Source organism: Ruegeria sp. R14_0 (assembly GCF_017743975.1).
Classification (GTDB): Bacteria; Pseudomonadota; Alphaproteobacteria; order Rhodobacterales; family Rhodobacteraceae; genus Ruegeria.
On the sequence record NZ_JAGHRC010000001.1, the window covers coordinates 460421 to 481494 of the forward strand.

The window sequence follows — 21074 nt, forward strand, 5'->3', positions numbered from 1 at the left end:
CGGCTTCGTTGCACTTTGCTAAATAGCTTTTGATGTGGCGATATTTTGCAGTTGCTGGCCCAAACCCAAAGGAAAAGCGGCACCCTGTTTGGGCGCCGCTTTCGGTTACTCAGCCGCTTTCAGTGGCGTTTTCGGAGGATGATCGGGGTGATCGTCCGTTCCAGCCTCAGGTTGCCCCGCCTCGGGCGTGCCATCATCCCAGACAACTTCGGTCGTTTGAGCCTGACGGGCGGCGCGGCCCACGGCCATATCCTGGGCGATCTGGCTGGAGCGTCCCGCGGTCGCCCGCGCCAGCGCCTTGGCCAGCCACACGGCATAGGTGGTCACCCACACCCGCAGCGCCAGGAAGGACGGCGTTACGATCAAGGTCAGAATAGTCGCGATGCCCAGCCCGAAGACAACCGCAGTCGCCAGCTGTTTCCACCACAGGGCGGTTGGGCTGTTGATCGAATAGCCGCCATTGATGAAGTCCAGCGACAGCCCGAACATCATCGGGGTCAGGCCAGCCATCGTGGTCAGGGTTGTCAGCAGAACCGGGCGGATGCGCGCCTCGGCCGTGCGGATGATGGCTTCGATCCGGGGCATATAGCGGCTGTATTCCTGGTAGGTGTCGATCAGAACAATGTTGTTGTTCACCACGATACCCGCCAACGCCACGATCCCGGTGCCCGTCATGATGATCGAGAAGGGTTGTTGCATGACCATCATCCCGATCAGGACACCCGTGGTCGACAAGACAACGGCCAACAGTACCAGCACCGAGTTATAGAACGAATTGAACTGCGCCAGCAGGATCACGAACATCAGGCCCAACGCGCCCAGAAAGGCGCTCTGCAGGAACGCTCCGGATTCTTCCTGTTCTTCCTGATCGCCGGTCCATTCCCAATCGACGGTGCTGCCGAAGGGGTTTGTGTCGAGCCACTCGGTCAGAACTGCAATTCGCTCGTTGGGATTGATCAGCACCACGCGGGCGTCGCCAGCCTCTAGGCCCGAGCGCACCTCATCGACGCTTCCAGCGCCGGTCAGCATCATCAACTCGTACGTGCCACCGGACGGGCCGGCAAAGGTCGCTCCGGTTGGCTCGACGTCTTCGGCAACTTCGCGCACCACGGCCAGCCGTTGTTCCGTGCCGTCCGGGCCGGTCGATACGACCTTGCTCAGCCCAGGTTCAACATCGGCTTTCACGTCATAGTAACGCTGTTGGTTGATCCGGTTGATCTGAGCCAGTTTGGCCACCGGTTTGCGCGTCACAAAGTTCGACAATGGCACCAGACCATCCGGTGTGCGGACCTTGAGCGTGTCGAGTGTCGACAGAACCCGGTCTGAGTCAGGAAAGCGAACGCGGATTTCGATTTCCTCATCCACGCCCTCGGGGCGCATTTCACCCAGCAGCAATCCGCGCGTGACCAGCTGCACCATTGCTCCAACCGTGGCCACATCCGCACCGAACCGGCCCGCCTTGGCGACGTCCACGTCGATCTGCCAATCGATACCGGGCAGGGGCAGGGTGTCTTCGATCTTGATCAGGCCGGGGGTGGCGTCGAACGCTTCACGAGCGGCGACTGTGGCCGAGGTGAGCTCTTCCCAACCATCCGCTTTGATGCGCAGATGGACCGGCTTGGCCGAGGCTGGCCCTTGCTCCAGTGGCTCGATCTCGACCACGAATCCCGGAATCTTTGCCAGTTCGGCGTTCAGCTCATCCAAAACAAAATTGCCGTCATATTCTGGCGCAATGGTCTGACGATCTACCAACCCGCCGAGGATCGGCTCGGACAGGTTTGGCCGGTCTTCCCACGGAATGATCTCGAACTGGACCCGACCGACCGTATCGGCCGGCGCTTGCGCACCGCCGTTGTTCTGATTCAGACCACCTTCGCCGGCAAAGGCAAAGACGTTGACCACGGCGGGATGCGCGCTGATGATTTCTTCGGCGGCCAGCACCATCTGGTCTTTTTCAACCAGAGAGATGTTGCCGCGCGCACGAACAAAGGCAGTGGCCTGTTCCGGTTCGGTTTCTACAAAGAACTCGACACCGCGGTTGTTGGCCCCGTAGTAGCTCATCACGCTTATGACGCAAAATATGACCACGACAATCGAGACCACCGGCATGATCGGATTGCCGACCAGAAACTTGATGACGTAGCCAAACAGCGTGTGTTCGCGCGCGGTATGCACATGCTGTTCCGGCGCGCGTTCGATCCGTGCCGCGCTGAGCGTGACGGATCCGGCAAAGGCACCAAAAATGAACAGAGCCGCGCCGAACATTACGCCGCCAGATGCGCCCTCGGGCAACAGATAAGCAGGGTTCAGAAGCTGCATTGCGCCAAGGAAGATCATGTACAGCGAGGGCGGGACCATGACGGCCCGAACCCACCAAGGCGTCCGTGCGCGCAGCCATTCCGAGCTACGGTCGAACACCCGGCTAAGGCGGCCCGAAACACCGCCCATGACTGGCAGATAGACCAGTGCCACCACCAGCGAGGCCGACAGAACAAAGATCAGCGTGATTGGCAGCATCTTCATGAACTCGCCCGGAACGCCAGGCCAGAACAGCATGGGCAGGAAGGCACATAGCGTTGTCGCGGTCGATGACACGATGGGCCAGAACATCCGCTGCGCCGCCTCGACATAGGCATGCATCGGGCCGACGCCCTCTTTGATGCGCTTGTCGGCATATTCCACGACGACGATGGCCCCGTCGACCAGCATCCCCACGGCCAGGATCAGTCCGAACATCACCATGTTCGAGATAGTGACCCCGTTCATGGCGAGAAAGGCGAAACACAGCAAAAACGAGGTCGGAATCGCAAAACCAACCAACAGCGCCGCGCGGGTGCCGAGTGAGGCCAGAACAACGATCATAACCAGCGCAACAGCAGTCAAAACCGAGCCTTCAAGCTGGCTGACCATCGAGCCGACAATACGACTTTGGTCATTTGATGTGCCCAGCTGAATCGCGGTCTGCATCTCGGGCGGCCATTTGGTCTGAGCAGCGGCAATAGTGGCCTTCACGGCGTCGACCGTGTCAATCAGGTTGTAGCCCTTGCGCTTGACCACCTGCAGCGCGACGGTCTGTTCGCCGTTGAAACGGGCGGTGCCTTCGCGGTCTTCAAAGGTATAGTTGACCTGCGCCAGCTCTCCCAACGTAACGACTCGATCGCCGTTCACCTTAACCGGCAGGTCATACACATCCTGCGCGGTTTTGAACGATGACGGGATCTTGACCGAGAACGTACCCTGAGCCGTTTCAACCTCGCCCGCTGCAATCAGCTGGTTGTTGTTGCGCACGACATTGATCAACTCGGCCGCTGTGACGTTGTACGCCTCAAGCCGCAGGGGATCGATCAAAACCTCAAGCAATTCGTCGCGGTTGCCCGCGATACCCGCCTCAAGCACCGAGTCCAAAGCCTCAAGATCGTCTTGCAGGCTTTTGGCAATGCGGGCCATCGTGCGTTCAGGAACAGCGCCGGTCAGGTTGACGATGACAATGGGGAACTCGGAGAAATTGATCTCGGTCAGCGAATATTGCTCGGCGCCTTCGGGAAACTCGGCCTGCGCACTGTTCATCGCATCGCGCACGTCGGCCATGATCGCTGTTTTGTCCCAGCCGAACTCGAATTCCAGCGCGACACCGGCATAGCCTTCGGCGGCGGTCGAGGTCATTTCTTCCAGACCATCAAGGTCTGCAAGCTCGGTCTCCATCGGTTTAATCAGCAGGTTTTCCGAGTCCTCGGCAGAGATGCCAGGAAACTGCACCGAGACGAACAGGGCAGGGATTTCGATGTCCGGCTCACCTTCTTTCGGCAGGCTGACATAGGCAAACCCGCCGATGACCAATGAGATAGCGATAAAGGCCAGAACCATTCTGGCCCGGCCTGCGGCCCAACTGACTATACCGGTCATTTCGATGCTTCCCGATAGGTGGGTTCGACCATGACGCCGCGGGTGACGAATTCCTGTCCCACGACGATGATGTCGACTGTTTCTGGCAGGCCGCCAACCCAGACGCCCTCAGCTGTGTCACGCAGCAAGGCGACGGGAAGGAAGTCAACCACGTTACCCTGACCCACGGTGCGCACGCCGACCTGACCCTCGTTGTTCAGTGTCAGGGCTGATTGCGGCAGGAAGTGCGCCTTGGCTCCAGCGGCCGAAATGCGGATATCGGCCGTTTGTCCATCGCGGATGGCCAGTTCAGGGTTCGGAACCGTGATCTCGACTTCGAATGTGCGGGTGACTTCGTCGGCAGAGCGGCTCAGGAAAGTCACGCGACCGGCAACTTGCAGGCCGGTCACCAACTGTGCCGTTGCCTCAGAACCGACGATTACACGGTTGACCTCGGTCTCGGGGACGAACCCGACCAGCTTGATCGGATCCAGCTGAATGACTGTCGCGCAAAGAGACCCGGGCTGCATCAGGCTGCCCAACTCGGCGGTATCGCTTTCAAGCAGGCCCTTGAACGGGGCTTCGATGGTCTGGCGGTCGATCTCGCGCTGTGCGGCCTCGACCTCTGCTGTTGCAGCTTCAATCCCGGCGCGGGTGGCTTCCAGCCCGGCTTCTGCGGTTTTAACACCCGCCTCGGCGGTGCGCATTGCGGCCTCGCTCGAGATGCGGCGCGTTTCCGATCCAAAACCGGTCTCGGACAGTTTGTTTGCCGCGGTGAGGTTGATCTCGGCTTCGGCGACGCGGGCATGAGCCTCTTGCAGGCGGGCTTCGGCTTCGGGGATGCGGCTTTCGGCCTCCAGTTTGGCGGCTTTGGCTTCGGCCAAGCTTGCGGGGCGCGTGCCCGGATCAAGCTCGCACAGCAGATCACCAGCTTCGACAAAAGCTCCCTTGCGCTTGGGCTCTGAGACCACGGTCGAGGTGGTTTCAGCCAGAACTTCGACCTCGCGATTGGCTCGGGTCTGACCGCGCAAAAGGACGGCGCTGTCAATCTCGCGCGCGGCGGATCGCATGGCAACGACCCCGATTGCCAGCTGATCTTCGCCCGAATCCGCGCCGGATTCGGTGGCTGTATCGGGGCCGGCGTCAGCTTCCGCGCGTCCGGCAAACGCGAAAAGGCTGTCCCTCTGAAACACGAGGAAAAACAGAACAACTATCACCAATGCTGCATTTACAAGTGAAATCAAACGCATGCGGGGCTACTCCCAGAATTCGTTGCCGCTTTTTTCTTGGCGTCCTTGCTAGAAATTGGCCACGAGTATGTATCTTTTCTACGCTAAACTGAATAGTTCGGTTTATTTTTTTCCACAATAGCGAAGGGCCCCATTGTGAATGTGCGTAATCGGACCCTTGGCTTGGCGAAAGCGCCGGGGTATGACATGGCGCCATACACAAGGGATGCAGCCCCGGAGGGCAGGGATGAGCGACGTCGACAGTTTTATTGATGAGGTGACCGAAGAGGTGCGCCGAGACCGCCTGTTCCTGCTATTGCGCAGATGGGGCTGGGTTGGCGTTCTTGCGGTCGTTCTGATCGTGGGCGGTGCCGCATTCAACGAGGTGCGCAAGGCGCGTGCCACCAGTCAGGCGGAACAGCTTGGGGATTCCCTTTTGGCCGCCCTGACGCAGAATCAGTCCCAAGATCGTGTGGCAGGTCTGGAAGCAGTTGAAACGCAATCACCGGGCGGAGACGCGATTCTCAAAATGCTGTTGTCGGCCTCTCAGCTTGAAGCCGGGTCCGATCAGGACGCGGTTGCCAGCCTGAATGCTGTTGCAACGCAGGGTGATCTGCCGGAAATCTACCGCGCCATCGCCAGTTTCAAGGCGCTTTTGCTGCAATCCGAGACCATGCCCGCCGCCGATCGCCGCGTTCAGTTCGAAGCGCTTGCCGCACCCGGTGCGCCGCTGCGTTTGCTGGCCGAGGAACAACTGGCCCTGATCGATGTGTCCGAGGGCAATGTCGAGGCTGCGATCACGCGCCTGCAATCGCTGCGTCAGGATGCCGAGGTCAGCATCGACCAACAGCAACGTGCGGCACAGCTTATCGTAGCGCTGGGCGGTGTACCGGAACCTCTGGTGGCCCAGCAGGGCTGATCCGGTAGCGGCAAGAACACTTACAGGCGAGTTCGGAATATCATGGTAGCAAGTCTATTTTCTCGTATTGGATTGCCAGTGGCAGCCCTGGCCCTGACCGTGGTCGCAGCCTGTGAAGAGCCCGAGGTCATCCTGCCCGGTGAGCGGGAAGATATTCGTCCGGCTTCCGATACGGCAACCGTGGAAACCCGTGGTTCGAAACCGATCAGCCTGCCGGCGCAGAAGGCCAATGCCAGTTGGCCGCAAAGCGCGGGCACAGCCGCGTTCAGAACAACGAACGCCCAACTGCGCGCCACGCCGCAGCGCATCTGGTCCACATCCATCGGCAAGGGCGACGCCCGCAAACAGCGGATCACGGCCGAGCCGGTTGTGGCAGGCGGCCTGATCTACACGCTGGATGCAGGTGCCACTGTTTCAGCCGTCACGCCGCAGGGGCAGGTCGCCTGGAACACCAACCTGATCCCGCCGAGTGACGGCGACTCGGATGCCACTGGCGGTGGTATGGCCTATGACAATGGCGTTCTTTACGTGTCCTCTGGTTTTGGCCGCCTGACCGCGCTGGATGCAAAAACCGGTGCTGTCCGCTGGCAGAAACGACTGAACGCAACCGGCAGCGGTGCGCCCTTGGTCAGCGGCGGTCTTTTGTATCTGGTTGCCGGCGATGAAACCGGCTGGGCTGTCAACACCAAGGACGGGCGTATCGCCTGGCAGGTGCAGGGCACGCCCAGTGTCGGCAACGTACTTGGCGCACCTGCGCCGGTTCTGGCATCTGACTTTTCTGTCTTTGCCTTTGGTTCGGGTGACATCGCCGCCACTTTCCGCCGGGGCGGTATTCGCCGCTGGAACGCGTCCGTCGCGGGTGGTCGCCGTGGACGTGCGGCCGCGCAAATCGTTGATGTGACCGGTGGTCCAATGGCAGTGGGCAACACGATCTACATCGGCAATCATTCTGGCCGCACCGTTGCGTTTGACGCCAACACGGGTGAGCGCATCTGGACAGCGGACGAAGGGGCTGTCGATACGGTCTGGCCCGCGGGCAACAGCATTTTCCTGATCAGTGACCGCAGCCAGCTGGTGCGGCTGGACGCGGCCACCGGGGCAATTGTCTGGGCGCAAGATCTTCCGGGGTTTGTCAAAGACAGGCCAGGTCGGCGTGGGCCGATCTATGCGCATTACGGCCCGATTCTGGCGGGCGGTCGCATCGTCATCGCGTCGAATGACGGCTATCTCCGCTTCTTCAGTCCGGTTGACGGAACGCTTGTGAACCGTGTCGAGGTGCCTGGCGGTGCGACGACAGCGCCGGTTGTGGCCGGGCAGACGCTGTACGTGGTGTCGACCAAAGGTGATTTGCACGCTTTCCGTTGACCGAAAGATGCGCTAAAGGGCGCGTCTGAGTCTTGAAAGTTGAGTATCATGTCGCTGACCCTCGCCATCGTGGGGCGCCCCAACGTGGGCAAATCCACCCTGTTCAACCGCCTTGTCGGCAAACGTCTGGCTTTGGTCGATGACCAGCCGGGCGTAACGCGCGACCTGCGCGAGGGCGAGGGGCGTCTGGGCGATCTGCGCTTTACCGTGATCGACACCGCAGGTCTTGAGGATGCAACCGACGACAGCCTGCAAGGCCGCATGCGTCGCCTGACCGAGCGCGCGGTGGATATGGCCGATGTCTGTCTGTTCATGATCGACGCACGTGTCGGCATCACACCGACCGATGAGATGTTCGCGGAAATCCTGCGCAAACGCTCGAAACACGTGATCCTCGCGGCCAACAAGGCCGAAGGCAACGCGGCGGATGCCGGAGTGCTTGAGGCCTACAACCTAGGCTTGGGTGAGCCCGTTCGCCTGTCGGGCGAGCATGGTGAGGGGATGACTGACCTTTACACCCAGCTCATGCCGCTGGCAGATGCTGCCGAAGAGAAGGCGGTCGAAGACGCACCGGAAACAGATATCGACCTGGATGAGGACGGCGAGGGCGAAACACCGCTGATTACCGCCGCCAAACCGTTGCAGGTGGCCGTTGTGGGGCGTCCGAATGCTGGTAAGTCCACGCTGATCAACAAAATCATTGGTGAAGATCGCCTGCTGACCGGACCCGAGGCCGGGATTACCCGCGATGCTATCAGCCTGCGCATCGATTGGGCCGACCCGGACGGGGAAACCACGCCCATGCGTATCTTTGATACAGCGGGAATGCGCAAAAAGGCGAAGGTGCAGGAGAAACTCGAAAAGCTTTCGGTGTCTGACGGTCTGCGCGCGGTCAAATTTGCCGAAGTTGTCGTGGTTCTGTTGGATGCAGCCATCCCGTTCGAACAGCAGGACCTGCGCATCGCTGATCTGGCCGAGCGCGAAGGCCGCGCCGTCGTTGTTGCCATCAATAAATGGGACATCGAAGAGGATAAGCAGGAAAAGCTGCGCGATCTGAAAGAGTCGTTCGAGCGTTTGCTGCCGCAACTGCGCGGTGCCCCTCTGGTCACGGTTTCCGCCAAGACAGGCCGCGGGCTGGAACGTCTGCGCGCGGCCATTCTGCGCGCCTATGACGTCTGGAACCGTCGTGTCCCAACGGCTGCGTTGAACCGCTGGCTGACGGCCATGTTGGAACAACATCCGCCACCAGCCCCGCAAGGCCGCCGGATCAAGCTGCGTTACATGACCCAAGCCAAAACGCGCCCGCCCGGGTTTGTCGTGATGTGCTCGCATCCGGACAAGATGCCTGCCAGCTATACGCGGTATCTGGTCAATGGCTTGCGCGAAGATTTTGACATGCCCGGCACGCCGATCCGCCTGACGTTGCGCGGGCAAGGGGACAAGAACCCCTATAAAGGACGCCGCAAGAAAAACGCGGGCGCGCTGGCCAAACATCTCAAGGGTCGCGCGTAACTGCGCCAATTTTCAGCGTTTTTGACGGAAGGGCGTGACAGCCTAAATTCACCGCGCTAGCATTCACTGGCGTGCATTTGTTTTTTGCGCGCAGTTTTTCACGCGGAGTATCCGCACCAGTTTTTGACAACCATTGGACCTGACCAACGTGGGGAGCGGCTGGATGGATCTGAGGGAATACACAAGGCAATACGCGGTTCAGGACAACAGATTGGCCGCGCTGAGCTATTTTGGAACCTTCGCGGTGTATTTCACATCGCTGGCACTGGCGATCATTTATGTAGATCGCTGGTATGTGATGATCCCCGCCGGGATCGTCTTTGCCTTCTCTGCAGTGCGTCTTTATGTGCTGCAACATGATTGCGGGCATCATTCGCTGTTCGAAACCCGCGCGCAGAATGAATGGGCGGGGCACGGGCTTTCGCCATTCACGTTTGCGCCCTTCGAGGTGATGAAGCAGAACCACAACCTGCATCACGCCGGGATCGGGAACCTGGAACACCGCGAAACGGGCGAAATCCATACCATGACCGTTCGCGAATGGGAGAACGCCGACTGGAAAACGCGTCTGTTCTACAGGCTTTACCGAAATCCGTTCATCATGGTTCCGGTTGGCGCGCTGTTCACCTATTTCATCCGTTATCGCTGGCCCAAGAATACGGTTCGTTTTGGGGTAATGGGCGTGCTGTTGCACAACCTGTCCATCATCGTGTTTCTCGGGCTTTTGTACTTGATCGCCGGTACGACGGGCATTCTGGTTTGGCTGGTGTTTTCGTTGTTGGGCGGCATGCTGGGCGTCTTTCTGGTCTATCTGCAGCACAATTTCGAAGACACTTACTGGGATCGCCGCCCCGACCTGGACCCTCAATTGGCCGCATTGCAGGGCTCATCTGCGTTAGATTTCGGGTGGTGGTTCGACAATGCGGTTGCCTGCATCACGCTGCACGACATTCACCATTTCAACGCACGTATTCCGTCGTACCGGTTGCGGGCCTGCCATTATAACCTTCCGCCAGAATACACTCCGCGCCGTATCAAGTTCCCCGAGGCCGTGGCGGCATTGAAGCTGAAACTGTGGGACGAAGAGGCGAAACGCCTTGTACCGTTTCCACGAAAGGATCAATCAGGTCGGTTAGCTCATAGCAATTGACGCAAAAATCCTTATGTTCGTACATAGGCTTGCGAGGCAGTATATCTTATGTATATACAGGTTGCAGGGATAGACAGAAAGGACAGAGAATGACCGCAGTGACCGAAATCAAAGGTGTAGGTGATACGCTTGGACAGTCTTTGACGTCCAATGGTTTCAAAACCGCCGAGGCCATAGCCAAAGCGGCCACCGCTGATCTGGTCAAAGTTCCTCGTATCGGTGAAGCCCGTGCAGCTGTCTTGATCGCCGCCGCGAAAGAAGCGATCGCACCGAAAACCGCCGCCGCGAAACCTGCTGCAAAACCGACCACGCGACGCGCACCTGCGCGAAAGGCTCCAACCCGAAAACCGGCGACACGCAGGCCCGCGGCTCGCAAGACCGTCGCGGCCGCCGCTGCTGAGAAACGCGCTGAAGAGGCTGCGCGCAAAGCGGCCGAGGAAAAGGCTGCTGCAGAACTGGCAGCGGCCAAGGCTCGCAAGAAGGCCAAGGCAAAAGCCAAGGCTGAAAAAGCCGCCAAAAAGCTGCAAGAGATGGAGGCTGTCTTTTCCAAGGCCAAAGACAAGGTAAAAGCCAAGGCCAAGAAAGATAAGAAAAAAGACAAGAAAGACAGCAAGAAAAGCGCCGACAAAAAAGGCAAGACCAAAGACAAAAAGAAAGACAAGAAGAAGGATAAGAAAAAGGCGAAGAAGTAAACCTTCTCCGCCCTTGATCTTTCAGAACCGGCGACCTCTTGGGTGCGCCGGTTTTATTTTGCCAGCGTACCGTCCAGTTGCAGGGTCAGCTTGCCGCCCAGATAAGGGGCCAGAACCTCGGGCAGGGTAACGGTGCCGTCTGCGTTCTGACCGTTCTCCAGTACCGCGATCAAACAGCGCCCAACGGCCAGGCCCGAACCGTTCAGCGTGTGAACGTATTCCGGCTTACCGCCGCCCTCGGGACGGAACCGCGCGTTCATCCGGCGCGCCTGGAAATCACCGCAGGTCGAAACCGAGCTGATCTCGCGATAGGTATCCTGACCGGGCAGCCACGCTTCGATGTCAAAGGTCCGGCGCGCGCCAAAGCCCATGTCGCCGGTGCACAGGATCACGGTGCGATAGGGGATGCCTAGCTTTTCCAGAATGCCCTCAGCACAGCGCAACATGCGTTTCTGTTCGTCATCCGATTTGTCGGGATGGGTAACCGAGACCATCTCGACCTTTTCGAACTGGTGCTGACGCAGCATCCCGCGCGTGTCCTTGCCCGCGCTGCCGGCTTCGGACCGGAAGCACAGCGAATGCGCGGTATAACGGCGAGGCAGGTAGCTTTCCTCGATCATCGTGTCGTTGACGATATTGGTTAGCGACACCTCCGACGTCGGGATCAGCCACCAGCCTTCGCGAGTCTGATAGCTGTCTTCGCCGAATTTCGGCAGCTGACCGGTGCCCTGCATCATCTCGGACAGAACCAGAACCGGGCCGTTCACCTCTGTCAGTTCGTTCTCGTTGATGTGGGTGTCCAGCATGAACTGCGCCAGCGCACGGTGAATGCGGGCGACACCGCCGGACAGCAGCACGAAACGCGAGCCGGAGAGTTTGGCAGCGGTTTCGAAATCCATCCCGTTTTGAACGGCTTGGATTTCGAAATGCTCTTTCGGTGCAAAGTCCAGTTCCCGCGGCGTGCCCCAGCGGTTGATCTCGACGTTGTCGTTCTCATCTTCGCCCTCGGGCACGTCTTCGGCGGGCAGATTGGCGATGCGGATCAGTTGATCTGTCAGCAGAGCATCAAGGTCCTTGGCCTCGTTCTGCATCTGGGCGATCTCAGCCTTCTTTTCCGAGACCAGTGCGCGCAGCCGCTGGAACTCATCCTCGTCGCCGCGGGCTTTGGCGGCGCCGACTTCTTTGGAGGCTTTGTTCTGTTCCGCCTGCGCGGTTTCAGCGGCCAGAATCTTGGCCCGGCGGCTTTCGTCCAGCCTTAGCAAGTCTGACGACACCGGCGCGTCCCCACGGCGCGCAATGGCGGCGTCGAAGGCGGCTGGGTTTTCGCGAATGGCGCGGATGTCGTGCATGGTTCAGATCCTTAAATGCGTGAATCACTGAAACCGCTTATGCACCATCTGAATGGCAGGGTGTAGCGCCGGTTACGACTTAACTGCGTCCTCGTGTGTTTCATGCGCCAGGTGGCCATCCCAATGCTCGGCCGGGATCTTGGGTTCGGGCGGATCGGCCATGTAAGAGGGCGTCATGATCTGGACGCCATTCTCGTTGAAGACGGCCACGATATTGCGATGCAGGTCCGACCGGATTTTAGGGATGATGCTGCCTCGGGTCGTATAGCCGTTGATCTGATAGTTGATCGCGTAATCGGCCAAAGAGGTCCACAAAACAAAGGGTTCCGGCTTGGCCTTGATACCTTTGGTGCGATTGGCAGCCTCAATCAGCATCGCCTCAACCTTTTCAGGCGGCTCTTCGTATCCAATACCAACGGTGGTATGCAGCAGCAGTCCGCTGCCATCAGTTTTCTTTGAGAAATTGACCACATCAGAATTCATAAGCTGCGCATTGGGGATCGAGATCAGCTCATTCTTGATGGACTTCAGGTGCGTCTCCATCAGTTTGATCTGAACAACGTCGCCGATGTGTTCGCCGATCTGGATGCGGTCCCCGATTGAGGTCGAGCGGCGGTAGATCACAAAGAGGCCTGCCAGCATGTTCGACACGACCGAATTCGCACCCAGCGACAGCATCGCGCCAACCAGAATTGTCAGCCCCTGAAACGCGGCCGAGTCAGATCCGGGAATGTAGGGAACCGCAAAGACCAGAGCGATCAGGATCACAACGACTCGGGCGATGTTGAAAGTCGGGCTGACCCAGTGTTTTTCAAAGTCGCCCATGTCGAAGGAGCCTGCTTCGACCGCGTCAAAAAACACCCGCATCCCTTTGATAATGTACATCGTCACCCAGGTGATCAGGCCAAGCATGATCATGTTAGGGATATAGCTGAGGATACCGCTGAAGATCAGCAACACCGGCTCGGTCAGATAGGTCAGCAACAACTGCGCGAAATAGCGGGTTTCAGCGAATGCCAGCAGGACAAAAGACAGGTAGTAGTAGAACCCCAAGAAAAAGATGATCAGCAGAACGAAGTTCAGGCCATAGCGTACCAGCGCTGCAATCGCTTCGGCCTGAACGCTTTTGGCAGTGGCCGTTTCTACATCCTTGAGATAGCGTTTTACGAACTTCAGTGTCTTTCGGCGAATCCGACGGTGCACCCACAGGATCGCCACCACGAAGGCAACGAACCCCAACGTCCATGCTGCGGCCTCGATCGCGCCGGACACCCGTGCTTGTTCCGTACGGTTGGCGCGGTAGGATTCGATGGATTGTTTGATCGCGTTCCCGTGCAGCACGCTTAGAACGCTGAGTTCCATTTGATCCAGCTCGGCATCAGCTGCCGTTACAATCGAGACCCTTTCGCCATCCGCAATTGTCCAGATGCCGATCTCGGTTTCTTCATAGGTGATTTCGACCGTTGGCGCGTCCGAAGCCTCGGCAATTTCGATGATCTTGTTCTGAACACCTTCAGCCCGTTCTGGCGCGGGCAGGGCGCTGGAGCCCCGGACCTGGAACAAGACGTCACCGTCCACGATGACCGGAGCCATGAAAGCATCCGATTCTTCACCCTCGGGCGGGACAGTCTCAGCCGGTGTTTCCTGCGCCACTGCGGTATCTGCAAACCAAAGGCTCGACGCCATGGCCGTCAGAAAATAAATCAGCAAAAGGAAGGGCTTGAATTGCCGTGCCATATGTCCCCCTTGACCCAAACTATACCCGGTTTCGGCAATGTGCCTAGGACATATCTGCAACGTCTTGAATGTTCTTCGCACGTCGTTGTCGCATCTGGGTGGGGCACAGCGACGCCTTTGCTTGCAAAGGGGCACCTCAGAGCATAGGTTCTCGCCAAATTTGCGGAGCGTGTCCGCAGCATCTAAACAAAGGAATATCCCATGGAAGGTGGCGCAATCGCCCAGTTTCTCCCGCTGATCCTGATCTTCGCGATCATGTATTTTCTGCTGATCCGTCCGCAGCAGAAAAAGATGAAGGAACATCAGGCCATGGTCGAGGCTGTGCGCCGTGGCGATCAGATTGTCACCCAGGGTGGTTTGATTGGCAAAGTCGCTAAGGTCAAAGAAGGCGAGAACGAGATTGAGGTCGAAATCGCCGAAGGCGTCAAGGTTCGTGTCGTCAAGTCGACCATCGCTCAGGTTCTGAACAAGACCGAACCGGCGAAATAACTTCGCGCGACAATTCCTTGAAAAGGCAGGGTAATGCTGCAAATTGATACCTGGAAGCGGGTTCTGATCTGGTCGGTCTGCGTGATCGGTCTGCTGATGGCCCTGCCGAATGCGTTTTACACGCGCGTCGAGCAATCCAACGATGCCAAGACCGCGATTGAGCTTGGCATCGACACCCCCGAAATGCAGGCCGAAGCGGCGCAATGGCCAAATTGGCTGCCGTCGTCTCTGGTCAATCTTGGCCTCGATCTGCGCGGCGGTGCGCATCTGCTGGCCGAAGTACAGGTCGGCGACGTCTACGAATCCCGGATGGAGGCGATGTGGCCCGAAATCCGTGATGCCCTGCGTGACGAACGCGCGACTGTCGGTACGATCCGAAGACAGGACTCGGCCCCTGACGAGATCCGCGTCAGGATCAGCCAGCCCGAGGGCATCAACCGCGCGCTTGAGGTGGTGCGCGGTTTGGCCCGTCAGGTGCAGACCCTGACCGGGGTAGGGGCAACCGACATCGAAGCGCGCGCCGAGGGCGACACCATCGTTGTTCAGTTGTCCGAGGCGGAGAAGCTGGCCTCAGATGACCGAACCGTGCGCCAGTCGCTTGAGATCGTGCGCCGTCGTATCGACGAGGTCGGCACGCGTGAACCCACGATCCAAAGACAGGGTGCAGACCGTATTCTGATTCAGGTGCCGGGTATCGGCAGTGCAGGTGAGTTGAAAGATATCATTGGCACGACCGCACAGTTGACCTTCAACCCCGTTGTTGGGCGGGGCACGAACGAAAACGCTGTGCCGGGCATTGGCGAAAAGATCATCCCGTCCATCGATGAGAACGGTATCTTCTACACCGTCGAGTCCGCCCCGGTCGTCACCGGCGAGGAACTGGTGGATGCCCAGCCTTCATTTGACCAAAACGGCCGTCCAGCGGTCAGCTTCCGGTTCAACACCTCGGGCGCACGCAAGTTCGGCGACTATACGCTGGAAAATATCGGTCAGCCCTTTGCCATCGTTCTGGATGATGAGGTCATCTCGGCCCCTGTGATCCAAAGCCACATTCCGGGCGGATCGGGGATCATCACCGGCAACTTTACCGTTGAAGAAAGCACAAATCTGGCCGTCCTTTTGCGCGCGGGTGCCCTGCCTGCGGGGCTTGAGTTCCTTGAGGAACGAACAATCGGTCCGGAACTGGGGCAGGACAGCATCGACGCCGGTAAGGTGGCCACCATCGTGGCCTTTGTTGCGGTGCTGACCTTCATGGCGCTCAGCTATGGTCTGTTTGGTATCTTTGCCAACATCGCCCTGATTATCAACGTGGGCCTTTTGTTTGGCCTGTTGTCCCTGATCGGTGCCACGCTGACATTGCCCGGCATCGCGGGGATCGTTTTGACAGTGGGTATGGCGGTGGACGCCAACGTGCTGATCTTTGAACGTATCCGCGAGGAACTGAAATCCGCCAAAGGCCCGGCGCGTGCCATCGAACTGGGCTATGAAAAGGCGTTGTCGGCCATTCTGGACGCGAACGTGACCACGTTCATTACCGCGACCATCCTGTTCGCAATGGGCAGCGGTCCTGTACGCGGTTTCGCAATTACCTTGGGAATTGGTATTCTGACCTCGGTCTTCACCGCGATCTTCGTGACGCGTTTGATGATCGTCATGTGGTTCGAACGCCGCCGTCCGAAAACGATCGAGGTTTGACATGAGACTTAAACTCGTACCCCAGAACACCTCGTTCGATTTCTTCAGCCGTTGGAAGATCTGGCTGGGCATCTCCGGACTGATGATGGTGATTGCGTTCACCTCTTTCATGATTCAGGGCCTGAACTTCGGTATCGACTTCCGCGGCGGGACCACGATCCGGACCCAAAGCGCCGAGGTCGTGGACGTCGGCGCCTATCGTAATGCCATTGCTCCGCTGGAACTGGGCGATGTGTCCATCACCGAGATTTTTGATCCGACCTTCGGGCCGGACGAAAACGTTGCGATGATCCGCATTCAGGCTCAGGCCGACGCAGAATCGGTGTCGGCTGAGACCGTCACCGCCGTTGAAGAGGCGCTGAAAGTGGCCGCGCCGGACATCCAGTTTGTATCGGTCGAATCTGTCGGCCCCAAAGTCTCGGGCGAGTTGATCCAGACGGCGGTTATCGCGGTGGCGCTGGCGATCGGCGCGGTGCTTGTCTACATCTGGCTGCGCTTCGAATGGCAATTCGCCTTGGGCGCTGTAGCCGCATTGGTGCATGACGTGATCCTGACCATCGGGATTTTCTCAGAGCTTCAAATCCGGTTCGATCTGGCCATTATTGCGGCGCTGCTGACGATTGTCGGGTATTCGCTGAACGACACCGTGGTCGTGTTCGACCGCGTGCGCGAGAACCTGCGGAAGTACAAAAAGAAAGACCTCAAAGAGGTTCTGAACATCTCGATCAACGAAACCCTCAGCCGGACGGTCATGACCTCTGTCACCACGCTGCTGGCGCTGATCTCGCTCTATGTGTTGGGCGGGGACGTGATCCGTGGCTTTGTCTTTGCCATGATCTGGGGCGTGATCGTGGGGACCTACTCTTCGGTCTTTGTGGCCTCGACCATCCTGTTGTGGCTGGGGGTCAAGCGCGATTGGTCCAAACCGTCCAACAACGCGGGCAATCAGTTCGCGAATGTGGACGCTTGAACTGTTCGGCCAGTCCCCCACGGGGCTGGCCGTGATCTTTTTTGCGGCACTCTTGAGCGGGATCGTGCGCGGGTTTTCCGGGTTTGGAACTGCGCTGGTCTTCCTACCACTGGCGACGCCGTTTCTGGGCCCGTTTGGGGCGCTAATCGGGCTGACGATCATGGACATTTTCGGGCCATTGCCCAACTTGCGACGGGCATGGCAGGCGGTAGATCGCGGCGATCTGGTGCGGCTGCTGCTGGGATGCGCCCTGGTTCTGCCGGTCGGCTTGTGGCTGCTTACACTGGTCGCGCCCGAAGTGTTCCGATACGCGGTCAGCCTGCTGGCTCTGTTCATGCTGGCCATCCTGATACTGGGTCTGCGTTACAAAGGCCGCGTGCGACGCGCGATGGTGACGGCAATCGGTGGCGCCGCCGGATTTCTGGGCGGTGTTGCTGGCCTGCCGGGACCAGCCGTGATCCTTTTTTACATGTCCCGCCCGCTGCCGGTCGAGGTCATACGTGCCACGATCCTGTTGTTTCTCTTCGGTTTTGACTTTCTGATTTTCGGATTCCTGTCTGCCATGGGGCGCGTGACGCAGGACGGCATCCTTCTGGGTCTTGCTCTGTCGGTTCCCAACCTATTGGGCAATTGGCTCGGCGGCTGGCTGTTCCATCCGGAAAAAGAGAAAATCTATCGCTTCGCGGCCTATCTTGCGATCGCGGTTGCCGCCTTGTCGGGTCTACCTATATGGGGCATAGAGGACGCCCATGCGATTGAATGAGATCACTTATAACAATGCGTCGCCTGTCGATGGCTACGGACCGGGCTTTTTCCGAATTGGAGGGCAGGTGTATGAAGGCTCGGTGCTGACGGGTCCCGCGGGCACTGTCACATGGGGGGGATTCGACGACCAATCGCCCTTGCTTGCTCTGGCCGGGCAAGTGGATGTCCTGCTGATCGGAACCGGCGCTGAACTGGCGCACATTCCCACAGATATGCGATCCGCGCTCGAACAGGCAGGCATGGGGGTCGAGATCATGAACTCACCTGCGGCCTGCCGCACCTATAATGTTCTGCTCTCCGAAGGCCGTCGTATAGCGCTGGCGCTGCTTGCTACCTGATAGGGTCCACTTCCTCTGGCCAAAAATATCCCGGGGAGCGCGAGGGGCTGGCCCCTCGCTCGTCTGATCACCAAAGGCGATACGCGCGTTGCTCTGCGGCAAATCCCGCCTTTTGCCCCTATGCGCAATAGGATAAGCGGGACCGTATGACATTGACCGTAACCGATCTTGCCATCACCCGTGGCGGCATTCCCGTTCTGGAAGGACTAACCTTCTCGTTACAGCCCGGGCGCGCCCTGATCCTGCGCGGGCCGAACGGTATTGGCAAAACGACGCTGCTGCGCACCTTGGCCGGATTGCAGCCGCCACTGACTGGCACGATCGAAGGGGCCGAGGATCAAATTGCCTATGCCTCGCATTCCGACGGGTTGAAGCCAACACTGACTGTGGTCGAGAATCTGACCTTCTGGGCCTCGGTCTTTGGCACACAAGGCATCCAACCCGCACTGGATGCCTTTGAACTGAACGAACTATCCGACCGCCATGCGGGAAACCTTTCAGCCGGTCAGAAACGCCGCCTTGGTCTGGCGCGGATGCTGGTCACCGGGCGGCCGATTTGGATGCTCGACGAGCCGACCGTTTCGCTGGACAAGAACGCTGTGCGGATGTTCGCCGACGCCGTGCGCGCGCATCTGGGGCAGGGGGGCTCGGCCCTGATTGCGACGCATATCGACCTCGGCCTGGAAGGAGAGGTTCTGGATGTGGGCCCCAACAAGGCCAAGCCGAAACCCATCGACGACTTTGACGGAGGCTTCCTGTGATCGCCCTTTTGCTGCGCGACCTGAAACTGGCCTTCCGCGCCGGAGGGGGTTTTGGACTGGGCCTCGCCTTCTTCCTGATCCTGACCGTTTTGGTGCCATTCTCAGTTGGCCCGCAATCCTCGCTGCTATCCACCATCGCGCCCGGTATCCTGTGGCTAGGTGCGCTTTTGGCCTGCCTGCTGTCGCTGGACCGCCTGCTGGCTTTGGATTGGGAGGATGGATCACTGGATTTGCTGGCCACGGCTCCTTTGCCGCTTGAGGCTGTCGTGTCAGTCAAAGCGCTGGCGCATTGGTTGACGACCGGTTTGCCATTGGTTCTGGCTACGCCGTTTCTGGGTGTTTTGCTGAACCTGCCGGTGCCGGGCTTTTTCTGGTTAGTTATTTCGCTGCTGATTGGCACCCCGGCCATGAGCGTGATCGGAACCTTTGGTGCTGCCCTGACCGTGGGCCTGAAACGCGGCGGGTTGTTGTTGTCTTTGCTGGTTCTGCCGCTCTACGTTCCCACGCTGATTTTTGGGGCCGAAGTTGCCCGTCGCGGGGCCACAGGTATGGAAACGCAAACCCCGCTGCTTATGCTGGGTGGGATCACCGCAGCCACAATCGCATTGCTGCCGTTTGCCAGCGCAGCGGTGCTGCGGATCAACCTTCGGTGACGCGGTCGCAGTTTGACTGAAGTCAATTGAGAACAAACACGACTCGGACTAGATAAGGCCCATGTCTATCGCAGCCAAAGCCAACACCCTCTGGGAATACGCCAACCCGCGCAAGTTCCTGGCAACCAGTGAACGGGTTCTGCCGGTTTTCTGGATTTCGTCCGCCATTTGCCTGGTCGTTGGCCTGGTCTGGGGGTTCTTCTTTACGCCGGATGACTACAAGCAGGGCTCGACGGTCAAGATCATTTACCTGCACGTGCCTGCGGCGTTGATGGCGATCAATTGCTGGCTGATGATGCTGGCAACCTCACTGGTCTGGCTGGTGCGACGTCACCACGTCAGCGCATTGGCCGCGCGTGCCGCAGCCCCGGTCGGGATCGTCATGACACTCATCGCCCTGGTAACCGGCGCGATCTGGGGGCAGCCGATGTGGGGCACATGGTGGGCATGGGATCCGCGCCTGACATCGTTCCTGATTCTGTTCCTGTTCTACTTGGGCTATGTCGCCCTTTGGGAAGCGATCGAGGATTCTGACACGGCTGCTGATCTGACCTCAGTCTTGTGTCTTGTCGGTTCGGTTTTTGCGCTTCTCAGCCGGTATGCTGTGAACTTCTGGAACCAGGGTCTGCATCAGGGGGCCTCTGTGATGCGCGCAGCGGCCGTGACCGGTTCGGACACGGAAGAGAAGGTGTCGAATATCTACTTCTACCCGCTGCTGCTGTGCATGATCGGGTTTGTGCTGCTGTTCATTGCGCTGGTGCTTTATCGTACCGGAACCGAAATCCGGGCGCGGCGGATCAAGGCGCTTTTGGCACGGGAAAGGGTTGGCGGATGATGCCTGATCTAGGGAAATACGCGGACGCGGTTCTGTGGTCCTACGCGGCCTCTCTGGTGCTGTTGGTCGCCCTTGTGGTTTTCTCGATCCTGCGTGGCCGCAAGGTCCGGGCCGAGATGGAAAAGATCGAAAACAGGATGACGCGCAATGGCTAAAATCTCGCCCCTGATGATCGCTCCGCCGCTGATTTTCGGCGCCTTCGCCGTTCTGGCGGGGATCGGGATGTTCCGTGAGGATCCCAATGCGTTGCCATCAGCGCGCGAAGGTCAGCCCGCCCCGCCGGTCGTTCTGACCGAGTTTCCGGGCAAGACGCCGTTCGACGATGCCACCTTGCGCGATGGTGAGGTCAAGCTGGTGAATTATTGGGCCAGTTGGTGCGCCCCGTGCCGCGCCGAGCACCCAAACCTTGAGGCCCTGTCGGAAGAGGGTATTCCGGTTTACGGCATCAACTACAAGGACCAACTGGCTAATGCGGATGCATTCCTGACCGAGCTCGGCGATCCCTACGAAGCTATCGGGCGGGATGAGCAGGGTCGCATGGCGCTGGATTGGGGTCTTTATGGCGTACCCGAGACCTATGTTGTCGACGGCGAGGGCACAATCATTTTGCGTTTCGCAGGTCCGATCACGCAGCGCGTAATCGAAAGCACCATCCGCCCGGCGCTGGAGAAGGCCGGTCGGTAACCGAAACCGTTGCCAAGCGGTGCGTGCCTGCGGCACGCGCTCTTTTCTG

General features: G+C 59.0%; 19 protein-coding genes. 15 read left to right on the top strand and 4 right to left on the bottom strand.

Annotated elements, in window-relative coordinates; translation table 11 throughout:
• Positions 1-105: 105 nt before the first annotated feature.
• Complete coding sequence (locus J7416_RS02270) at positions 106-3903, bottom strand: efflux RND transporter permease subunit (RefSeq protein ID WP_209222656.1); 3798 nt, start codon at positions 3901-3903, stop codon at positions 106-108.
• Positions 3900-5132, bottom strand: coding sequence for an efflux RND transporter periplasmic adaptor subunit (locus tag J7416_RS02275; RefSeq protein WP_209222658.1), 1233 nt, complete (start codon positions 5130-5132; stop codon positions 3900-3902). The genes J7416_RS02270 and J7416_RS02275 overlap by 4 nt, the downstream gene beginning before the upstream one ends.
• A gap of 226 nt (positions 5133-5358) precedes the next feature.
• Between J7416_RS02275 and J7416_RS02280 the strand changes: the two genes are divergently transcribed.
• The 5 genes from J7416_RS02280 (at position 5359) to J7416_RS02300 (ending at position 10749) form a co-directional block, all read left to right on the top strand.
• A complete protein-coding gene (locus J7416_RS02280; protein WP_209222660.1) occupies positions 5359-6030 on the top strand; it encodes a hypothetical protein in 672 nt (223 codons plus the stop codon).
• Between the two features lie 42 nt (positions 6031-6072).
• Entirely contained in the window at positions 6073-7395 is a 1323-nt protein-coding gene (locus J7416_RS02285; protein WP_209222662.1) for a PQQ-like beta-propeller repeat protein, read from the top strand.
• 48 nt (positions 7396-7443) lie between these two features.
• Positions 7444-8907: a ribosome biogenesis GTPase Der gene (gene der, locus J7416_RS02290; protein ID WP_209222664.1), complete on the top strand. Its 1464-nt coding sequence runs from the start codon at positions 7444-7446 to the stop codon at positions 8905-8907.
• Positions 8908-9070: 163 nt separating this feature from the next.
• Positions 9071-10057, top strand: coding sequence for a fatty acid desaturase (locus tag J7416_RS02295; protein ID WP_209222666.1), 987 nt, complete (start codon positions 9071-9073; stop codon positions 10055-10057).
• A gap of 89 nt (positions 10058-10146) precedes the next feature.
• Positions 10147-10749, top strand: a complete 603-nt coding sequence (locus J7416_RS02300) for a helix-hairpin-helix domain-containing protein (protein WP_209222668.1) — start codon at positions 10147-10149, stop codon at positions 10747-10749.
• Positions 10750-10802: 53 nt separating this feature from the next.
• On the opposite strand, the gene serS is transcribed toward J7416_RS02300, so the two are convergent.
• The gene (gene serS, locus J7416_RS02305) at positions 10803-12098 is read right to left on the bottom strand and encodes a serine--tRNA ligase (RefSeq protein ID WP_209222670.1); all 1296 of its coding nucleotides are present in this window, start codon (positions 12096-12098) and stop codon (positions 10803-10805) included.
• 72 nt (positions 12099-12170) lie between these two features.
• On the bottom strand, positions 12171-13835 hold the full coding sequence (locus J7416_RS02310) for a mechanosensitive ion channel domain-containing protein (protein ID WP_209222672.1): 1665 nt from the start codon (positions 13833-13835) through the stop codon (positions 12171-12173).
• Positions 13836-14036: 201 nt separating this feature from the next.
• On the opposite strand from J7416_RS02310, the gene yajC reads away from it, so the two are divergent.
• The 10 genes from yajC (at position 14037) to J7416_RS02360 (ending at position 21025) form a co-directional block, all read left to right on the top strand.
• Positions 14037-14324 (top strand): preprotein translocase subunit YajC, encoded by a 288-nt coding sequence (gene yajC / locus J7416_RS02315; protein WP_209222674.1) that lies wholly within the window; start codon positions 14037-14039, stop codon positions 14322-14324.
• Between the two features lie 33 nt (positions 14325-14357).
• Positions 14358-16019 carry a protein translocase subunit SecD gene (gene secD, locus J7416_RS02320; protein WP_209222676.1) on the top strand — a complete coding sequence of 554 codons (1662 nt, stop codon included), beginning with the start codon at positions 14358-14360 and terminating at the stop codon, positions 16017-16019.
• A gap of 1 nt (position 16020) precedes the next feature.
• Positions 16021-16989 carry a protein translocase subunit SecF gene (gene secF, locus J7416_RS02325; RefSeq protein ID WP_209222678.1) on the top strand — a complete coding sequence of 323 codons (969 nt, stop codon included), beginning with the start codon at positions 16021-16023 and terminating at the stop codon, positions 16987-16989.
• Positions 16976-17752 carry a sulfite exporter TauE/SafE family protein gene (locus tag J7416_RS02330; RefSeq protein ID WP_209222680.1) on the top strand — a complete coding sequence of 259 codons (777 nt, stop codon included), beginning with the start codon at positions 16976-16978 and terminating at the stop codon, positions 17750-17752. The genes secF and J7416_RS02330 overlap by 14 nt, the downstream gene beginning before the upstream one ends.
• Positions 17739-18092: an Mth938-like domain-containing protein gene (locus J7416_RS02335; RefSeq protein WP_209222681.1), complete on the top strand. Its 354-nt coding sequence runs from the start codon at positions 17739-17741 to the stop codon at positions 18090-18092. Before J7416_RS02330 ends, J7416_RS02335 begins: the two co-directional genes overlap by 14 nt.
• 146 nt (positions 18093-18238) lie before the next feature.
• On the top strand, positions 18239-18853 hold the full coding sequence (gene ccmA / locus J7416_RS02340; protein WP_209222683.1) for a heme ABC exporter ATP-binding protein CcmA: 615 nt from the start codon (positions 18239-18241) through the stop codon (positions 18851-18853).
• On the top strand, positions 18850-19506 hold the full coding sequence (gene ccmB, locus J7416_RS02345) for a heme exporter protein CcmB (RefSeq protein ID WP_209222685.1): 657 nt from the start codon (positions 18850-18852) through the stop codon (positions 19504-19506). The genes ccmA and ccmB overlap by 4 nt, the downstream gene beginning before the upstream one ends.
• Before the next feature lie 61 nt (positions 19507-19567).
• Positions 19568-20341: a heme ABC transporter permease gene (locus tag J7416_RS02350; RefSeq protein WP_209222687.1), complete on the top strand. Its 774-nt coding sequence runs from the start codon at positions 19568-19570 to the stop codon at positions 20339-20341.
• Complete coding sequence (gene ccmD, locus J7416_RS02355; protein ID WP_209222689.1) at positions 20338-20496, top strand: heme exporter protein CcmD; 159 nt, start codon at positions 20338-20340, stop codon at positions 20494-20496. Before J7416_RS02350 ends, ccmD begins: the two co-directional genes overlap by 4 nt.
• Entirely contained in the window at positions 20489-21025 is a 537-nt protein-coding gene (locus J7416_RS02360) for a DsbE family thiol:disulfide interchange protein (RefSeq protein WP_209222690.1), read from the top strand. The genes ccmD and J7416_RS02360 overlap by 8 nt, the downstream gene beginning before the upstream one ends.
• Positions 21026-21074 lie beyond the last annotated feature (49 nt).

Excerpts from the sequence above, each read along its gene's own strand:
- J7416_RS02335 (WP_209222681.1), top strand. The coding sequence starts at position 17,739 with ATGCGATTGAATGAGATCACTTATAACAATGCGTCGCCTGTCGATGGC.
- yajC (WP_209222674.1), top strand. The coding sequence starts at position 14,037 with ATGGAAGGTGGCGCAATCGCCCAGTTTCTCCCGCTGATCCTGATCTTC.
- ccmD (WP_209222689.1), top strand. The coding sequence starts at position 20,338 with ATGATGCCTGATCTAGGGAAATACGCGGACGCGGTTCTGTGGTCCTAC.
- J7416_RS02280 (WP_209222660.1), top strand. The coding sequence starts at position 5,359 with ATGAGCGACGTCGACAGTTTTATTGATGAGGTGACCGAAGAGGTGCGC.
- J7416_RS02300 (WP_209222668.1), top strand. The coding sequence starts at position 10,147 with ATGACCGCAGTGACCGAAATCAAAGGTGTAGGTGATACGCTTGGACAG.
- secF (WP_209222678.1), top strand. The coding sequence starts at position 16,021 with ATGAGACTTAAACTCGTACCCCAGAACACCTCGTTCGATTTCTTCAGC.
- J7416_RS02275 (WP_209222658.1), bottom strand. The coding sequence starts at position 5,132 with ATGCGTTTGATTTCACTTGTAAATGCAGCATTGGTGATAGTTGTTCTG.
- J7416_RS02295 (WP_209222666.1), top strand. The coding sequence starts at position 9,071 with ATGGATCTGAGGGAATACACAAGGCAATACGCGGTTCAGGACAACAGA.
- J7416_RS02285 (WP_209222662.1), top strand. The coding sequence starts at position 6,073 with ATGGTAGCAAGTCTATTTTCTCGTATTGGATTGCCAGTGGCAGCCCTG.
- J7416_RS02350 (WP_209222687.1), top strand. The coding sequence starts at position 19,568 with ATGTCTATCGCAGCCAAAGCCAACACCCTCTGGGAATACGCCAACCCG.
- secD (WP_209222676.1), top strand. The coding sequence starts at position 14,358 with ATGCTGCAAATTGATACCTGGAAGCGGGTTCTGATCTGGTCGGTCTGC.
- ccmA (WP_209222683.1), top strand. The coding sequence starts at position 18,239 with ATGACATTGACCGTAACCGATCTTGCCATCACCCGTGGCGGCATTCCC.
- J7416_RS02270 (WP_209222656.1), bottom strand. The coding sequence starts at position 3,903 with ATGACCGGTATAGTCAGTTGGGCCGCAGGCCGGGCCAGAATGGTTCTG.
- serS (WP_209222670.1), bottom strand. The coding sequence starts at position 12,098 with ATGCACGACATCCGCGCCATTCGCGAAAACCCAGCCGCCTTCGACGCC.
- der (WP_209222664.1), top strand. The coding sequence starts at position 7,444 with ATGTCGCTGACCCTCGCCATCGTGGGGCGCCCCAACGTGGGCAAATCC.
- J7416_RS02310 (WP_209222672.1), bottom strand. The coding sequence starts at position 13,835 with ATGGCACGGCAATTCAAGCCCTTCCTTTTGCTGATTTATTTTCTGACG.
- J7416_RS02360 (WP_209222690.1), top strand. The coding sequence starts at position 20,489 with ATGGCTAAAATCTCGCCCCTGATGATCGCTCCGCCGCTGATTTTCGGC.
- J7416_RS02330 (WP_209222680.1), top strand. The coding sequence starts at position 16,976 with ATGTGGACGCTTGAACTGTTCGGCCAGTCCCCCACGGGGCTGGCCGTG.